This window comes from Shewanella hanedai (assembly GCF_007197645.1).
Classification (GTDB): Bacteria; Pseudomonadota; Gammaproteobacteria; order Enterobacterales; family Shewanellaceae; genus Shewanella; species Shewanella hanedai.
Window position 1 is genome coordinate 83,614 of record NZ_VKGK01000008.1, and the last position, 16,436, is coordinate 100,049.

A 16,436-nucleotide genomic window follows, 5' to 3' on the forward strand; every position below is an offset into this window, starting at 1 on the left:
CTCCTTAATAATATTTTTGCAGATCAAATAGCAATCGCAGACTTAGTAAATTGGCTCAGTTCTGGGATAAATGTTGTACTTTCACCTAATTGTTTTTGGTGATTCAACGCTAGATTTAATAGAGCACTAGGGGTATATTTTTTAGGATACTCCTTGTACCAAAGTAGAAACTCCTCTTTACCTAACTGGTCATACACAAACTCATACTGCCAACGCTTCTTCTCCAGCAATTCCTGAACAATCACTTGGGGTTCCTTCCCTTCAATTGAATCTTTGAACTCCTTTTCCATCGCTTTAGTTGTTGGCATATGGTTAATATAATGGCCAAAGAAGTGCTTACAGAATTTAATGTAGTCATCAGAGCAAAGAATAAAGTTGTGCCACATCTCATCGATGACGATAAGTGGAGTATCAATAGATAATTGCATATCTATTTTCAGTTGACGTCTTTGATAACAAAGCCACAACCATTTTTTCGTACTATTAAAAATGACCTTTGTGCCCGCTTCATCTATGCCGTAAAGAGTCATAAAGCGCTTTTCAACAACAGGGTTACTGTATGCTAGCACCTCACTTAATGTTGTTTTCTCCATGGTATCTCTCCTTAGTAAGACTGGATGCCCAGAACAGACCAGTTCCGGGCATTAGCCTTGTGCTCTATTTAGTCATCGAAACAAATTGATAGACAAAACTCAAAGCAAAGCTCAACGCAAAATGATTGCTCGCGTCCACCAGATACATTTTCTAACAATGCTTCTTCAATTAGTTCAATTTTATTATTTGTGTTCATGGGTAAATCCTTTTTAATTTATGTATTTATTGATTTGATTATTAATATATTATTTTTCTATGACGTTTTATTTAGTCGTCAAAACAAATTGACAAACAAAACTCTAGGCAAAGTTCGATACAAAATGACTGCTCACGTCCACCAGATACGTTGTCTAACAATGCTTCTTCAATTAGTTCAATTTTATTATTTGTGTTCATGATTAAATCCTCTTTAAATTCATTGATTGTTTAATGTTTTTTCTTGCGCGACATTTAGTCATCAAAACAAATTGATAAACAAAACTCTAGACAGAGTTCAATACAAAATGACTGCTCACGGCCACCTGATACGTTCTCTAATAATGTTTCTTCAATCAGTTCAATCTTATTTGTTGTGTTCATAATGAAATCCTTTATATTTATCTGATGTTATAATTATTAAGTCAGTTGAAACTTATTTAGTTCTCATAACAAATTTCAAGACAAAATTCCCAACAAAGCTCAACGCAAAATGATTGCTCACGTCCACCAGATACATTGTCCAACAATGCTTCTTCAATTAACTCAATCTTGTTATTTGTATTCATGGTTAAATCCTCATTTCAATTTATATAGATAGTTATTTAGTTATGCCGTAAAGCCATTTATCCCTAAAACCTGCATGACTCATTCGCTCTCATTTCATGTTTTTACTTGGGAGGTTAAGTACCTATATAGGTCGTTAACCCCTTTCTATATACACGTCAGTCAAACTTGTTTATGAACCACCCCTTCAGGGATTAAACAACTTCGGGGCTGACTTCATTAAGCGACATTAAAACCATGGAGGGTAGGAGTGTTACGGGACACTAACAGGAATGAACCGGGGTGTAACAACGGGGTTATTTAAAGATTAAATGTTTGATTATTAATTTAATTACAGTTAATCATTCCCTAAACGTCCCAATAAAAAATGCCGGGTTTTCACTCACTATTACGTGTAAAACAGTCGGTTTTATTGAAAATTTGAGAGAAAAACGAAAAGTGTTTACTATCGAGTTCAGGTTAAATAGGAAACATTCGGCTCGAATTATATGAGAAATGAGAAAATATGACTGAAATTAACTGGCCAGCTATCCTAATTCACTCCCATCAAGATGAGTTAATCTATCTGGAGTCTAATACTGACTGGCAAATTGAGTCACAACAAACCATAGATATAAGTAGCCAGCTCATTGACTCATCTGGCAGATGTTATCTACTCGGTGACTCAACTAAAGGGGGGCTTGGCTGGAAAATGTCTACCGAAGGTATCAAACTAGAGGAGTTAATTGAAAAGATTGGCGCTCATGCCAGCTTACTTGGATATTGTTGCAGCGCAAAAATCGGGGCGAAAGATTACCCACAAGCTTTTGAAATAATGCGTTACCTAGAAAATGAGATCTAAAACCCTTAAGCTTCAAAATCATACCAATCAGTATAAAGATTTGATCGCTCAGCGAGAGTTTAGCGGTACTGAGGCAAGGCAACGAGTGAAGAGCATAGTTATTCTACGATTAAGCTCGTTAACACAGCATCAGAACCGCTAAAACTCGCCTGTAAGGAGTGTTTTTGGCTGCCTATTTCTGCGTTGAACGAACTCACAAGGGAATAACCATTATGTCATCCATTCGCCTTGAATTAGTTTGCAAAAAAACACTCTGAGTAGATCAGCTTCTTATACTGATTGGTATTAAGGTAAAACGAAGAAAGCCTTGAAAGGCTTTCTGTCATACTGCTCCACAACCTAGAACGATTAGCTTCTTAGCCCAATCCCACGACTAATTAAGTAATACGCTAAAGCCCATAAACTGGTACAGAACCCTAGCATCACAGCAATCGAGAGGGGAACACTGATATCCGCATAACCTAAGAAGCCATAGCGGAATACATTGATCATATAGACCACAGGATTAAGCTGGGACACCCCTTGCCAGAACTCAGGCAGCAGTGATAACGAATAAAATACCCCGCCTAGATATGTCAATGGTGTCAGTACAAAGGTAGGAACAATGCTGATGTCATCGTAGCTTTTAGCAAATATCGCATTAATTAAACCGCCTAATGAGAACAAGATTGACGTCAGCAAAACAGTCAGAGCGACCAGACCAACATGTTGTAAGCTGATATTAACGAAGAACATCGCCACCAAGGTGACAATCGCACCGACACACAAACCACGAGCAACACCACCACCAACATAACCAGCAATAATCACATAGTGTGGAACTGGCGCAACGATTAGCTCTTCCAAATTACGCTGAAATTTAGCACTAAAAAAAGAAGAAGCAACATTAGAATATGACGCAGTGATCACTGACATCATGATAAGACCAGGAGCGATAAACTCCATGTAGGAAACCCCACCCATCTCACCAATTCGTTTACCCACTAGGTTACCAAAAATAAGAAAATACAGCGTCATACTGATCGCTGGCGGAACTAACGTCTGCACCCAAATACGTGTAAAACGATTGATCTCTTTAGTTAAAATACTCTTAAATGCCGTTGCATAAAGGGCTCTCATATTCATAGCGATGCCCCCTTATTAACCTGAGTATTGTTAACTGATACGGTCGACTCACTACTGTTTTGTTGAATAGTGCCTCTTTCCACCAATTCCACAAACAGCTCCTCTAAGCGGTTTGCCTTATTACGCATAGACAATACCTCGATACCTTGCTCACTTAACTGGGCAAATACATGATTAATACTCTGCTCTTTGGCGACATCGATCTCTAACGTATTGGCAAAAGTGAGGCGACTCGTAAAACCTTCAAGTGCAGGAGCTAGATTCAAATCAGCACCAAGATCCAAAATAAAGGTTTCTAGATTCAAACGACTAAGTAGAGATTTCATGCTCGTGCATTCAACCAAAATACCTTTATCGATAATGCCAATATTACGGCATAGCATCTCAGCTTCTTCTAAGTAGTGAGTGGTCAATATAATCGTCACTCCCTGTTGATTAAGCTCAGTCAAGAAGGTCCACATAGAGCGTCTCAGCTCAATATCAACACCCGCTGTCGGCTCATCAAGAATCAGAAGTTTAGGTTCATGCATCAAGGCACGGGCTATCATCAGGCGACGTTTCATGCCGCCAGAAAGCTCTCTCGCTGGAGTATCGCGTTTTTCCCACAGATCCAATTGCGTTAGGTATTTTTCGGCGCGTTCCATGGCAACAGACTTTGAAACACCGTAATAACCAGCCTGATTGACGACAATCTGCAATACCTTTTCAAACTGGTTAAAATTAAATTCCTGTGGCACCAAACCTATGCACAACTTCGCCAATTCAAGTTCATGGTCAATATCATGATCAAACACCAACACACTACCCGTCGTCTTCTGCACCAGTGAACTGATCACACCAATCGTTGTTGACTTACCAGCACCATTTGGTCCTAAAAGCGCAAAAAAATCGCCTTTTTCAACGGCTAAACTCACGCCTTTAACCGCCTCAACACCGCCTTTATAGGTTTTCTTTAGATCATTTATCTCAAGAGCGTAGACGGGGGCTCTTTCTGTATTTGCCATGTGTATCCTAATTCCGGTATATCACTGAGAAGAAAAATCTGAATATGTTCTATTGGTATAAACAGCTGGTATTAAAAGAAAATAATAATGCGTTAACCAGCGGATTTGAACATATGATTAAAAAAAACCCGCCGATGGCGGGATTTTTCAAATTAATTTATTAATCGCTTAATCTAATGGGATCACTTTTGCGATGTAAGGCAAGTTACGATACTGCTCAGCATAATCGATACCGTAACCAACAATGAACTCATCGGGAATAGTAAAACCAATAAAGTCGACGTGAACATCAATCTCACGACGCTCAGGCTTATCAAGTAGAGTACAAAGCGCGAGACTTTTAGGCTCACGTAAAGTAAGCATCTCACGGATCTTATTCAATGTATTACCAGAGTCGATAAGATCTTCAACAATCAGTACATCGCGTCCTTTAATATCAGACTGCACATCTTTAAGAATTTTAACTTCACGAGTACTCGTCATAGCGTTGCCATAACTAGAAACAGACATAAAGTCGATCTCAACATGGCCTTTTATACGACGACAAAGATCCGCCATAAATACCACAGAACCTTTAAGCAAGCCGACCATCAATAGGCGCTCGCTATCAGCATAATGTGCATTGATCTGCTCAGCTAGCAGATCCAGTTTCTGGTCAATCTCTTCGACAGAGATCATCTCTTCAATCGTGTGTTTCATAGTACTCACAGCATAGCCTTATAAGATATCTTACTTGGTGCGATCTCTGGGTTATTTTTGATCATAACCCCAGCGATTTGTTAATTCATGTTCCACGCCCAGATGATCAAGAATTCTGGCGACCATGAAGTTTACCAGATCTTGAATCGATTTGGGATCATGATAAAAGCCTGGACAGGCTGGCATGATAGTGACTCCCAGTCGAGAAAGTGACAACATATGCTCTAAATGTATGGAACTAAAAGGAGTTTCTCTAGGAACCAAGATCAATTGCCCGCGTTCTTTTATTACTACATCCGCTGCTCTTTCAAGCAAACTATTGCTCATTCCCGTTGCCACAGAGGCTAATGTCCCCGTACTGCATGGACAAATCACCATCTGCTTTGGTGCTGCAGAACCTGAAGCTGGCGGGGAGAACCACTCTTCTTTACCTAACAAATGCAGTTCTCCGGTGAACTCGACTCCCTGCTCTGTAAAGAATGCCAACAATTGCTCTTTCGCTTTATCACTATTGGCACTCAATTTCAGACCTTGTTCGGTGGCTAGCACCACTCGAGCGGCACTGGAAATCATCAAGAACACCTGATAATCAGCGACTAATAAACACTCAAGTAACTTAAGTCCGTAGGGAGCACCTGAAGCGCCAGTCCAAGCCAAGCTAATGGATTTAGTTTTTTTAGGGTAATTCATAACATCTCATTAAATTGTTATAAGCTGCGACTCTAGATGAAACCAATAAAGCACAAGGATTCGAAATCCAGCATCATACTGAACTCGTTTCAGTATGACGCATTTATCTTTAGCTTTTAGCTCACAACAAGCCTTAGTGCTTAACGTTTAACCTCTTCAGCAACTTTTGATGCAAACCACCAAAGCCACCATTACTCATCACAATAATCGTATCACCGCACTGAGCTGTACTCGCAACCGTTTCGATTATCTCATCTATGTCATATAGCACAGTTACAGGCAGTGAAGCTTTTTTCATCGCAGCAGCCAAGTCCCAATCTATATTGTCTGCTTGATAAAGATAGGCTTGATCAGCAAGAGACATAGAGCTCGCTAGAGTATCTTTGTGCACACCGCTCTTCATCGTGTTTGAGCGCGGCTCAAGAATAATCGTTATCTTAGACTCTCCTACTTTTGCACGCGTGCCTTGCAACGTCGTGGCGATGGCCGTTGGGTGATGAGCAAAGTCATCATAAACATCAATCCCATTGACAGTGCCAATGAGCTCCATTCGACGCTTAGGAGGCTGAAATTGTGCCAAAGCTGCAATCGCTGATTCAGGTTTTACACCAACATGGCGTGCAGCCGCAATCGCCATCGTGGCATTTTCAACATTATGCTGCCCGATTAAGCCCCAATCTACGACGCCCTGAGATTTCCCCTCAAAAAAGAGTTCAAACTGGTGACCATCATCGACAACCAAACGTGTTGTCCAATCAGCTTGGTTCGCAGTATTTGGCTTAAACTCGGAACTAGAATAGGTTTCCTGTTCACTCCAGCATCCCATTTTAATGACTTCGGCAACCGCTTGGCTCTGTTGAGGCCAGATGATTTTACCTTCGCCTGGCACGGTACGAATGACGTGATTAAACTGGCGCTGAATTGCTTTTAAATCATCGAAAATGTCAGCATGATCAAACTCAAGGTTATTGATCACTAAGGTGCGTGGCTGATAGTGAACAAACTTGGAACGTTTATCAAAAAAGGCACTGTCGTATTCATCGGCTTCAACCACGAAAAAGGGCGAGTTCCCCAAACGGGCTGACACCCCAAAGTTTTGCGGTACACCACCAATTAAAAAGCCTGGTTCATAGCCACAATCTTCTAATATCCACGCTAACATACTCGCCGTAGATGTCTTGCCATGGGTGCCAGAAACAGCCAATACCCAGCGTTCTTTGAGAATATGCTCTGCCAGAAATTGTGGGCCAGATGTGTATCGAATCCCCCGGTTTAACACCGCTTCCACACATGGATTACCACGACTCATGGCATTACCAATCACCACTAAATCAGGCGCATCATCTTCATTGTGTCCAAGCTGACTAGGATCAAATCCTTGAATCAACTCGATACCTTGCTCTTCGAGCTGAGTGCTCATCGGTGGATAAACATTAGCGTCGCTGCCGGTAACCTTATGCCCTTCTGCTCGCGCTAACAGTGCGAGGCCGCCCATAAAGGTGCCACAGATACCAAGAATATGTACATGCATCGGGTGAGTGCTCTAATGAGAAATAATCTGACTGGTATTCTAACGATTCGTTTTACCATTGTCAGTTAACAATGGTTTAAATCATGTTTGTTCTCGATTTTACTTTTGTGATTTATTGGAGGTTTTGGGCGTGATACTTTCATTGCGCTCTGTTGCAAAGCACCAGTTAACAGCCATCTGTATTAATAAGAAAGCTCTCTGAAGATCCAGTGTGCATATAATCGGCATAGCATTCGTCTGCGGCTAACGTCCCAGTTCCGTAACCGATACGGGAATGGCCATTATCTTCATAAACATTAAGATCACCATAAGAAACAAAACGGCTGGTATTGGTTTTAGTTTCAGACACTGCCCCAGATAACCCAAAAAAGGTTTCTAAGAAGTACATATTAGGATTGGTTGCTTCGCTTTTATTTTCAGGATAGCCGCGCCAGAACTCATAGTTACCATAGTCAGTTTCGATCGTGACTTGGTCTCCTAGCTTGCCATCTATTTGAGCTGTCATGTGCAACATGGTCGTCATCGACTTCATGTCACCTAAAAAACTTTCAACAGTACTGACTTTTGCATCTCGACTTAAATTGATAAACTTGGGCGCTGCGACAACAGCTAAAATGCCCAAAATGATAATAACGACCACCAGCTCAATCAAGGTGAATCCACTAGGTTTAACAAAAAGGTTAGACGAACGCATTAAAAAGCCAAGCTTTGTAGTTATTTTAATCTATTTAATCTAGCTTTCACGTCAAAGTCAATATCATTCATGCCCGCTAAAAGATTGGGTTAAATTGAGTGTTTCTTATTAGTTAACAATCCTCAGTAACAAGCTCATAGGTAACGCTTCCCTCAGCGACATCGGGGTAATCGACAGATAAAAAGCATTGATTTGCAGCCGAGGCGGGGTTATCGGCAAAGGAGATTAAGAAATGAGACAAGGTAGGGCCTGTGCCGCCATAATGCTTACTAATAATCAAATTATCATCTAATCCAGCATACTCCTTGGCCGAAACAACAAATTTGATGAGCCCATAATAACCAATTAAATCCGCTGTACCGTCACTGTCCATATCGATATTCGCAGAGGTGGCATCAATCAACTCCTGCCCTTGCAAAACAGCTTTACTGTAACTGAAGCGATTTGCTGTTGATAACGCTGCTTTAGCTCCCTCTAATACCGACACTTTCGCATCTTTATTTATGGAGATAAATTTAGGGGCTGCGACTACGCTTAAAATGCCTAAGATAATGATGACAACCACTAACTCAATTAATGTAAATCCACTCTCATGACGGAACAATCTCGCTCCTCCTATAAAACGATTTCAATAATTAATGCTTACCCAAACTAACCACTCCCCTTCAAAATTACAATATTTATGACTACACCACACCAATCAGCATAAGTAAATATTCCGCTGCGGGTAGTATTTGACGAACGAATTTGAGACGAATGGATTCAGAAGAGAGAGTAATATATGCCGCTGTTATTGAGGATGAGAGAGCTTTAGTGCAAGGTGATTAACTCACGTTGAGCACTCACGCTAGTTACAAAAGGGGACGTTATTTAGAAAAAATCAAAACAATCGCCTTGAAGAATGAAGCTACATTAGTCATCTTTATACTCCTCTTGTATAGCCTTAATTTCTGGGGTACTTGCAACAAAAATATCAACAAGATCTGGATCGAAATGAATTCCGGATTGATTCTTTAAATAAGCGATAGAGTCGTCAAAAGTCCACGCCTCTTTGTAAGGACGCGGAGTCGTTAACGCATCAAACACATCAGCAATACACACAATTCGACCTTCAATGGGAATCGCTTGCCCCTTAAGTCCTTTACTGTATCCAGAACCGTCCCATTTCTCGTGATGATGAATAGCAATCGATCTTGCCATCTGAATCATCATAGAGGGATGATCATCAAATAGTTGTCTCACAGTATCAACATGGGTTTTCATATGGGTAAATTCATCGTCATTCAGCTTACCTGGTTTTTTCAAGATATCAGGAGAGATCATGATTTTGCCGATATCGTGCATTGGCGCTGCTTTTTCTATCATAAAAGCGACTTGTTCATTCAAGCCACACTTACGCGCTAAAAGGCCAGAATACTTACCGACTCTAAGAATATGCTTTCCCGTATTTTCATCATACAGCTCAGCCACAATAGCCAGTTTATTAATGAGAAATTCAGTCGCCTGTTCAAGCTCTAACGTACGTAAATGCACCCGTTTTTCAAGCTCTGCATTTAAATGAGATTGTAATCTAAATGCTTTGATTATATTGAGTTGATTTACCACTCGTAGCTTAAGCTCATACTCATTAAAGGGCTTACTGATAAAGTCACTTGCACCACCTTTCAGCGCTTTAACATGGGACTTTTGGTCAGAAAGCCCACTCACAACAATCACAGGAAACTCATCTTAACTATAACTCTCCCTAATCTGATCCAACACTTGATAACCACTCAGGTATGGCATTTCTAAGTCAAGGATCACCAGCATCACATCGCATTCAAGCTCAGCCATCACTTTGCGTGGGTCAGTCAAACTAATGATATTCAAATCCATGTCTATGGTCTTAAGCATCTCATTCATCACCAGCACATTCGTTATCGAATCATCACAGATGACGACATTTATTTTTCCTAACACACAGCCATGTGAACTCATTGAGAGATTCCTTTAAAATCAATTAAAAATGTATTTCGTTATTATCAATTAAATTTTTTTGCTTAATCTATTAAAAATAGTGTCGTTCTCTACAAACTTATAACGCATTTATTGTGGGTAAATATTCTTTACCAAAAAACATTACTAATTTATTAGCCGCTTACTGAGTATTCAAACCAAAACTAGTCACCTAAAAAACATAGCTTAAACGTACCTGAAAGTGTTTATCTGATGAGTAAAATACTCCAATGCCAACTATGTCAGCTGACTTTGTTTTTTACTTTGGTGCATTTTATATTCAACCGTTTCAATCAGCTTTTCGGCATCCGTCTCCGAGATCATCCCTTCATGGGTTAAGAGTTGGATCATTTTACGTTCGGTATTGAGTAATATCCTTAAGGCAAGATAGGACTCAACACGCTCAACTAAGTGGGGTGACTGCTCTTTAAAGTCAATTAATGTCATTTTAGCAAAACGATTGACCTGATCCACTTGCTCTAAGGCTAATTTAAGCTGCTCCGGCTCTAAAGACAGGCTCGGTGCCAACTCCTTTATGTATTCACTGGCCTCAAATAGTCCCCTTGCACTCTCAAATACAATCACATGCTGCTTGTAACTAGCGGCGCGGGCATAGGAGCCTAACACAGGGATTGAGCGACATCTGATAGACCACGCGGGGATTTTCCAGTGCTTAACAATTGATGTTCTCGGCCAGACCTGCGGGGTTCCATCCAAGGCCTTTTCAATAGCATCGACCAAGATATGGGTAGCATCTTTACTCAATAATCCTTTCGCAAATTGATTCCAGTAAAACTGGCGCTCAGACTCGAGTAACTTACGTAGATACTCCACTTGGGTATCTATCTTTTCCTCCCCAAAATCCTCGCCAACTACAACAATATTCTTGTCCACAAGAGCCCAGTTAACCGATTTTAGATATTCATCATTCTGAAGTTGCTCCCTCACCTTACCCATCTCATTAGAGATTTTATGCTGTACCTTATCAAAGGTTTGCTGCTTAGCTTTAGGCAGTTTATCTAGCCCTAACTTAGCCATTACAAAACGCATCGTTGAACCATTAACGACTATGGTTAGCACCACGATACCCGCAGTTAAGAAGAGCACTTGATCCCTGAGTTCAATATCCAAGGAGTCATTGGTGGCAACAATCAAGGCTAATGCCAAAGATACAGCCCCTCGCAAGCCTCCCCAAATCAGCACTACAGACTTCTCCTTAGTTAGCCCAATGCCTATTCTAGCTAAAATGGGCATAAGACCTAAAATAACGCCTCCTCTAATCATAAGGACCCCTAAGAAAATAATGGCCAAATACTCCCAGTTTGCTAAATCAGCTAAACCTAAGCGGGTCGATACCACAAGACCCACGAGGAGGAAAATAAGAGTATTAAACAGGAAGGATAACGTGTGCCAAAAATGGTGCAGATGCTCCATCACTTCAGGTGAAAACCGCGTTCGACCAGGTCCGGCATAGATTAATGCTAAGGTCACCACACTCACCACACCAGATGCATGAAAAATATGCTCGGAAACATAGAAAACGAGGTAAGGTAAAACTAAGGTCAGGGCTATCTCAATTAAGCTGTCGTTAAACAGCGAACCAATAAATATCAGGCTAATCGCAGCAACTACCGCACCTATTATCCCCCCAATAGTAACGACTCTAATGAATTCGTAAATAACAACACTCGTCTCAAACTCAGGTTTAACTTGAGTAGCAAGTGTCAGAAATAGAGTGAATAGTACAATCGCGGTACCATCATTGAGCAGAGATTCCCCCTCGATCAAGGTCTGTAATCTGACCCTGGAACATGTCTCTTTCAACAGTGACACCACAGCAACAGGATCGGTGGCGCTCACTATCGCGCCAAACATCAATGCCGTACCTATCGACCAACCCCATGGCAACACAGTCAAACACAATAATGCGGTAATTAAGGTGCAGATAACCATTCCTGGTATCGCTAAAACAGCGATCTGCGAGAACATTCGCTTAAAGAGATGTACCTCAAGAGAGAAAGCCGATTCAAATACCAAGGCAGGCAAAAATATAAACATAATTAGATTTGCATCTAACTGGCTTGCTAAGATAAATGACTCTTTTAGTTCACTAATAACAGGTATGTTAGTTTCGAAACTCAAACTTCCCCCGATCAACATCCCCAAAGTTAACAGGGCAACCGAGTAAGGTATCGCGGTGTTTTTAAGCAGCCGACGTAACATGATCCCGAGTAGTATCGCGATCACAAAAAATACTAGTAATAATAGAGTTGTTTGCATGTGCATAACGCGATCTCATCATCCAGCCATCTATTAAAAGTAGTCTGTTAACTGTATTTATCCATCTAATAGCCTCTGTGTTTCTCTAGAAGAACGCTTTATATTGGAGAAATCATTCTTGAATAGCTATCTGTCAAACATTAATAGCCTCACGTTATAGGGGGATGAGGTGTGCTGATGTATCTATGTACGTACAAGCTTATTGGTGATGAAAAATTGATAACTCACTATCGAAATAAATTAAATTTTAACCCTTTTTCGATATCTGTCCGTTTGTACCACCATCAAACGGCACTGATAGGCTCACGAACTTGAACTTAACCTGTCCTATAAACCGTCAAATATATTATTAAATATTACTATTTTGGGAGTTTCTATGAAGCATTCACTTATTTCGAACGTTCTAGCAAGCACATTTATCAGCGCCAGTATTTTTGTCGCCCCTGCGTTGCAAGCCAGCCAACTCGATTTTCCACATCTTGAAACCGTCGGTGTCAGCCAGTTAGTTGTAGAGGCTGATATGGCAGAGATTAACGTCGAAGTCACCATCAAAACTAAAACGGCAAAAGAAGCTAAAGAGCTTTCAGATAAAGCAGTGGCAAAGTTTATCGGTCGTCTTAAAGCTGCGGGCATCGCTCGGGTTGATATCCAAAGTGCGAACCTGAATCTTCAGCCTCAATATCACTATCAAAAGAATAAGCCTGCCGAGCTCACGGGATACAACGCCAGCAGACAAGTCACAGTCAAAGTCAAAGAGCTATCACGCCTTAACAATGTCTTAGATTCTGCATTGGATGAGGGGATTAACCGCATCAATAATATTGCCCTTAAAACCAGTAAAGAGAGTGAATATATTGCTAAAGCACGACAGGCCGCTATTGTCGATGCCAAGAACAAAGCCAATTCTATTGCTCAAGGTTTCGGGGACAAAATCGATGGCGTATGGGAAATTCGTTATTTAGATCAGCATCCAGTCCAACCTGTCATGCTTAGAATGAATGCAGCAAGCCCAAGCTTTGATGCGGCAGAGAGCTACCAACAGGGACAAGTCACCATTAGCGACAGAATTGAGGTTGTTTTTAGACTAAAAGATTAATCTTGCGACTCTGATAATAAAAAGCTTGCGCGAGTGCGCAGGCTTTTTAAAGTCATTAATACCGTAAACTCACTCTAGTGAAAGAAAGTCACCGAGTTTTGTCCCTTCACGCCATTGAGCACTGCAAACTCACCTTTGACTAAAGTCAGGCCTTGAGCATTCGCCACACCACTGAAACCGTAAGCCGCTTCAATGTTATTAGTGCTGGTCGACATTACTAAGATCTGCTCGGCACTTTGGCTTAACAAGTAAGCCTTGTTTTGCTCTATCGCCAAACCTGTCACCATCGGGTACGTGTCTGCAGCGTTAAGGATCTTAGCTTCGCTATTCAGCTCAAAATCTTGGTTACTGAATCGAGATACCACGAAGTTATTACGCACCTTAGCAGGCAAAGTAATCGTGACGTATTCTTGAGTTGCAGCATCCCAACCTAAACCACCAATGTAGTTGTACTTAGCACGAACAGTTGAGAAACGGCTGCGCTTAAGCTCTTTCACACCATCAGTGCCGTCCATAAACTTCCAGTAACTGTCGGCAATTTTTGCTAATGGATCATATTCAAGACGCACATAGCTCTTATGATCCGCGGTAACGACAACGCTGTTATCACCGTCAAAGACAACACCCGTAAGATTAGAAATCTCAACCGAGAAAGCACCATCGATCATGACTGAAGCCAACACCTCACTCAAATCGCCCTTGAGGAAATGTACCCAGTTATCACTCGTCACAACCGCATAAATATCGCTATTCGGGCTATAACTAATCCCGGTTGCTAAGCCGATGATCTCTGCTGGTAAAGCCTGAGTTCGCACTGAGGTTAAACTCAGGTCAGTAACTATTTCACTTCCTTCAACCACCGCCATATTAGCAAAATCTGGTCGCTCAATAGCAAAACTGCCACGGGCTGAAAGAGAAGAAAGCTTAGGCCAATTAGCTGTAGACCAAACAATCTTGTCATTGTCGAACGTCATGCGGTACGGATCGCTTTGACCGATGAATGGGAAAGGCCCTGTTTGGCTAAATGCCTGCACGATATTGAAACCAATCACCACCAAGAACACCATCACAGTCGACTTATTTAGCATCGTCCAGCTGTTCTTATCTTCTTTCTCACTGAGTTTATCGCCCTGTAACATCAGTAGAACTGCTGCAAATAACAGGATAACCAAGAAAACAACCATGACCCACACATAGGTGTGCACGCCCAAAATAGCCGGACCAAAACCTTGACCAATATCTTTCAAAATATGATTTGAGCTGTGTCGGTAGCCAGCCCAAAGGCCATACACCGAAGCAAAGATAAGTGCGCCAAGATACTTAGGCTTTAAGCCATAACGAGTAATGAAAATAGCAATAAGTGCCACTAATACCATCGCGGTACGTTCTTGCCAGCATAAAATACAAGGTGTATCACCTAAGCCGTAACCTAAAATGATACAGGCTATTCCAACAGGCAAAGCAATCAATGCCATGGCCGCAAGAGACACAATTTGATTTACAGTCGATTCTTTCATTTTCATATTCTTATAGATTCCCTGCTGGTACTAACATGCCCCAAGTGGCAATAATCCAAATAAGAATGCTCATGCCGATGCTAGCGCACAGACAGATATCTGCCATGCCCTGTTTCTGAGGTTTAAATGCCACTAGATAGGCAGTAAAGAAGATGAGACAGAAGAGTAAAAATTCCATAATTTGATCCAAGTTATAATAGAGATAAACGCGTCTTAGCGGTTTTATGGTCGTTCGATTCAAATACCCGATCTAAAGCCAGTATTCACTGCAAAAAGCAGCTTCTCTGACCCTGTTCCCCAACGAAGATCTTTAGTGGTATTAGCTCAAACAAGCTCATGATGAAATCATTGCCAGCGACTCAAGTTCACTGATCGATTTCACGCGGTAAAATAACAAGTTGCATTAGGAATTGATGCGATATCACGCATGAAAATGTCTGTAAAATTAAGGGGATTCTTATATTTGGGCGGTATGTTTAACTGCATGATATTTTGTGACGCTACCTACAAATAGGTATTTGATATTCGTGAGCTTAATTTGATTGCTAACGAGTCATTGCATCACCCACAAATGAGTAACACGGCACGACAGAAAAATGGCTGTTCAAAAGGGAGATAAAACAAAGGGAGTGATAGCATCACTCCCTTAGTAAGACGAAGACGAAAATAAAATTAACTAGGCCATAACCAAGCGGCGCCTCTCACCCCTGATGAACTGCCAAATCGATTTTTGACCACAGGCGTCATGCATTCCCCACCAAGTACGTATTGTGGTAACAGCTCAGGTAATCTTGAATAGATAATGTCCACATTAGACATGCCGCCGCCCAAGACGATGATGTCAGGATCCAGCACATTGATAATATGGGCTAGGGATCTCGCTAGTCTGTCCATGTAGCAATCAAAGGCCAACATAGCCGAAGCGTTGCCAGCTTTGACCAACTCCATAATCTCACCACCCGATGTGACCATCTTTCCTTTATGCACCTGATGATAATCGCGCATAAAGCCGGTGCCAGAGATAAACGTCTCGATACAATCCTTATGGCCACAGAAACAATCGGTAGTGTTAAATTCATCAACCTTTAACCAAGGTAAGGGATTATGACCCCACTCACCACTCAAACCGTTACAACCTTGATGCACCTTACCGCCCACAGCGAGTCCGCCACCACAGCCTGTGCCGATGATCACGCCAAAGACTAAACCCTTTCCTTCTCCGGCGCCGTCAACCGCCTCAGAAACAGCAAAACAATTAGCATCATTGGCCACTCTCACCTCGCGGTTTAAACGTTTACCCAAATCGACGTCTAATGAACGACCATTGATCCAAGTGGCGTTAGCATTTTTGACCAAGCCCGTTTGCGGTGACAAAATGCCGGGGATCCCCACACCAACGCTTGCCTGCTGCCCTAACTTAGTTTCGACCTCTTCCACTAAGCTAACTATGCCGTCTAAAGTTGATTCATACCTACGTGGCGTTGGGATACGTTTTCTAAATAATTCTTCACCCTGCTCCCCTAAACACACCACTTCAATCTTAGTGCCGCCTAAATCAACTCCAATGCGTAGCATCTATCTAGTCCCGTTATTTATCGAAAATATATG

General features: G+C 41.5%; 20 protein-coding genes. 2 read left to right on the top strand and 18 right to left on the bottom strand.

The window, feature by feature from the left end; genetic code table 11:
• Positions 1-23: 23 nt before the first annotated feature.
• The 5 genes from FN961_RS08555 to FN961_RS26175 form a co-directional block, all read right to left on the bottom strand.
• Positions 24-593 (bottom strand): glycine-rich domain-containing protein, encoded by a 570-nt coding sequence (locus tag FN961_RS08555; RefSeq protein WP_143564137.1) that lies wholly within the window; start codon positions 591-593, stop codon positions 24-26.
• A gap of 68 nt (positions 594-661) precedes the next feature.
• Positions 662-790 (bottom strand): hypothetical protein, encoded by a 129-nt coding sequence (locus FN961_RS26160; RefSeq protein WP_268241152.1) that lies wholly within the window; start codon positions 788-790, stop codon positions 662-664.
• A 71-nt stretch (positions 791-861) separates the two neighbouring features.
• Positions 862-990 (bottom strand): hypothetical protein, encoded by a 129-nt coding sequence (locus FN961_RS26165; RefSeq protein WP_268241151.1) that lies wholly within the window; start codon positions 988-990, stop codon positions 862-864.
• Between the two features lie 54 nt (positions 991-1,044).
• On the bottom strand, positions 1,045-1,173 hold the full coding sequence (locus FN961_RS26170) for a hypothetical protein (protein WP_268241150.1): 129 nt from the start codon (positions 1,171-1,173) through the stop codon (positions 1,045-1,047).
• Between the two features lie 56 nt (positions 1,174-1,229).
• Entirely contained in the window at positions 1,230-1,358 is a 129-nt protein-coding gene (locus FN961_RS26175; RefSeq protein ID WP_268241149.1) for a hypothetical protein, read from the bottom strand.
• Positions 1,359-1,861: 503 nt separating this feature from the next.
• Between FN961_RS26175 and FN961_RS08560 the strand changes: the two genes are divergently transcribed.
• Entirely contained in the window at positions 1,862-2,197 is a 336-nt protein-coding gene (locus FN961_RS08560; protein WP_143564138.1) for a DUF4144 family protein, read from the top strand.
• Positions 2,198-2,545: 348 nt separating this feature from the next.
• Here FN961_RS08560 and FN961_RS08570 read toward each other — a convergent pair whose 3' ends face one another.
• The 10 genes from FN961_RS08570 to FN961_RS08610 form a co-directional block, all read right to left on the bottom strand.
• Positions 2,546-3,316, bottom strand: a complete 771-nt coding sequence (locus tag FN961_RS08570) for an ABC transporter permease (RefSeq protein ID WP_143564210.1) — start codon at positions 3,314-3,316, stop codon at positions 2,546-2,548.
• Positions 3,317-3,318: 2 nt separating this feature from the next.
• A complete protein-coding gene (locus FN961_RS08575) occupies positions 3,319-4,326 on the bottom strand; it encodes an ABC transporter ATP-binding protein (RefSeq protein WP_143564139.1) in 1,008 nt (335 codons plus the stop codon).
• Positions 4,327-4,494: 168 nt separating this feature from the next.
• The gene (hpt, locus tag FN961_RS08580; RefSeq protein WP_143564211.1) at positions 4,495-5,025 is read right to left on the bottom strand and encodes a hypoxanthine phosphoribosyltransferase; all 531 of its coding nucleotides are present in this window, start codon (positions 5,023-5,025) and stop codon (positions 4,495-4,497) included.
• A gap of 51 nt (positions 5,026-5,076) precedes the next feature.
• On the bottom strand, positions 5,077-5,715 hold the full coding sequence (locus FN961_RS08585) for a flavin prenyltransferase UbiX (RefSeq protein WP_143564140.1): 639 nt from the start codon (positions 5,713-5,715) through the stop codon (positions 5,077-5,079).
• A gap of 133 nt (positions 5,716-5,848) precedes the next feature.
• On the bottom strand, positions 5,849-7,246 hold the full coding sequence (mpl, locus tag FN961_RS08590; protein WP_143564141.1) for a UDP-N-acetylmuramate:L-alanyl-gamma-D-glutamyl-meso-diaminopimelate ligase: 1,398 nt from the start codon (positions 7,244-7,246) through the stop codon (positions 5,849-5,851).
• 166 nt (positions 7,247-7,412) lie between these two features.
• Positions 7,413-7,940, bottom strand: a complete 528-nt coding sequence (locus FN961_RS08595; protein WP_143564142.1) for a type II secretion system protein — start codon at positions 7,938-7,940, stop codon at positions 7,413-7,415.
• A 112-nt stretch (positions 7,941-8,052) separates the two neighbouring features.
• Entirely contained in the window at positions 8,053-8,544 is a 492-nt protein-coding gene (locus tag FN961_RS26180) for a type II secretion system protein (RefSeq protein ID WP_143564143.1), read from the bottom strand.
• A 308-nt stretch (positions 8,545-8,852) separates the two neighbouring features.
• Positions 8,853-9,656 carry an HD domain-containing phosphohydrolase gene (locus tag FN961_RS08605; RefSeq protein ID WP_229814642.1) on the bottom strand — a complete coding sequence of 268 codons (804 nt, stop codon included), beginning with the start codon at positions 9,654-9,656 and terminating at the stop codon, positions 8,853-8,855.
• A 12-nt stretch (positions 9,657-9,668) separates the two neighbouring features.
• Complete coding sequence (locus FN961_RS26060; protein WP_229814641.1) at positions 9,669-9,917, bottom strand: response regulator; 249 nt, start codon at positions 9,915-9,917, stop codon at positions 9,669-9,671.
• 255 nt (positions 9,918-10,172) lie between these two features.
• Positions 10,173-12,221 carry a cation:proton antiporter gene (locus FN961_RS08610; RefSeq protein ID WP_229814640.1) on the bottom strand — a complete coding sequence of 683 codons (2,049 nt, stop codon included), beginning with the start codon at positions 12,219-12,221 and terminating at the stop codon, positions 10,173-10,175.
• A 370-nt stretch (positions 12,222-12,591) separates the two neighbouring features.
• Here FN961_RS08610 and FN961_RS08615 point away from each other — a divergent pair, with 370 nt between their 5' ends.
• Positions 12,592-13,311, top strand: coding sequence for an oxidative stress defense protein (locus FN961_RS08615; RefSeq protein ID WP_143564144.1), 720 nt, complete (start codon positions 12,592-12,594; stop codon positions 13,309-13,311).
• A gap of 74 nt (positions 13,312-13,385) precedes the next feature.
• On the opposite strand, the gene FN961_RS08620 is transcribed toward FN961_RS08615, so the two are convergent.
• The 3 genes from FN961_RS08620 to mak form a co-directional block, all read right to left on the bottom strand.
• Positions 13,386-14,834 carry a disulfide bond formation protein B gene (locus FN961_RS08620; RefSeq protein WP_143564145.1) on the bottom strand — a complete coding sequence of 483 codons (1,449 nt, stop codon included), beginning with the start codon at positions 14,832-14,834 and terminating at the stop codon, positions 13,386-13,388.
• Between the two features lie 4 nt (positions 14,835-14,838).
• On the bottom strand, positions 14,839-15,006 hold the full coding sequence (locus FN961_RS25795) for a hypothetical protein (RefSeq protein WP_185972755.1): 168 nt from the start codon (positions 15,004-15,006) through the stop codon (positions 14,839-14,841).
• 494 nt (positions 15,007-15,500) lie between these two features.
• Positions 15,501-16,403 carry a fructokinase gene (mak, locus tag FN961_RS08625; protein WP_143564146.1) on the bottom strand — a complete coding sequence of 301 codons (903 nt, stop codon included), beginning with the start codon at positions 16,401-16,403 and terminating at the stop codon, positions 15,501-15,503.
• Between the last annotated feature and the right edge of the window lie 33 nt (positions 16,404-16,436).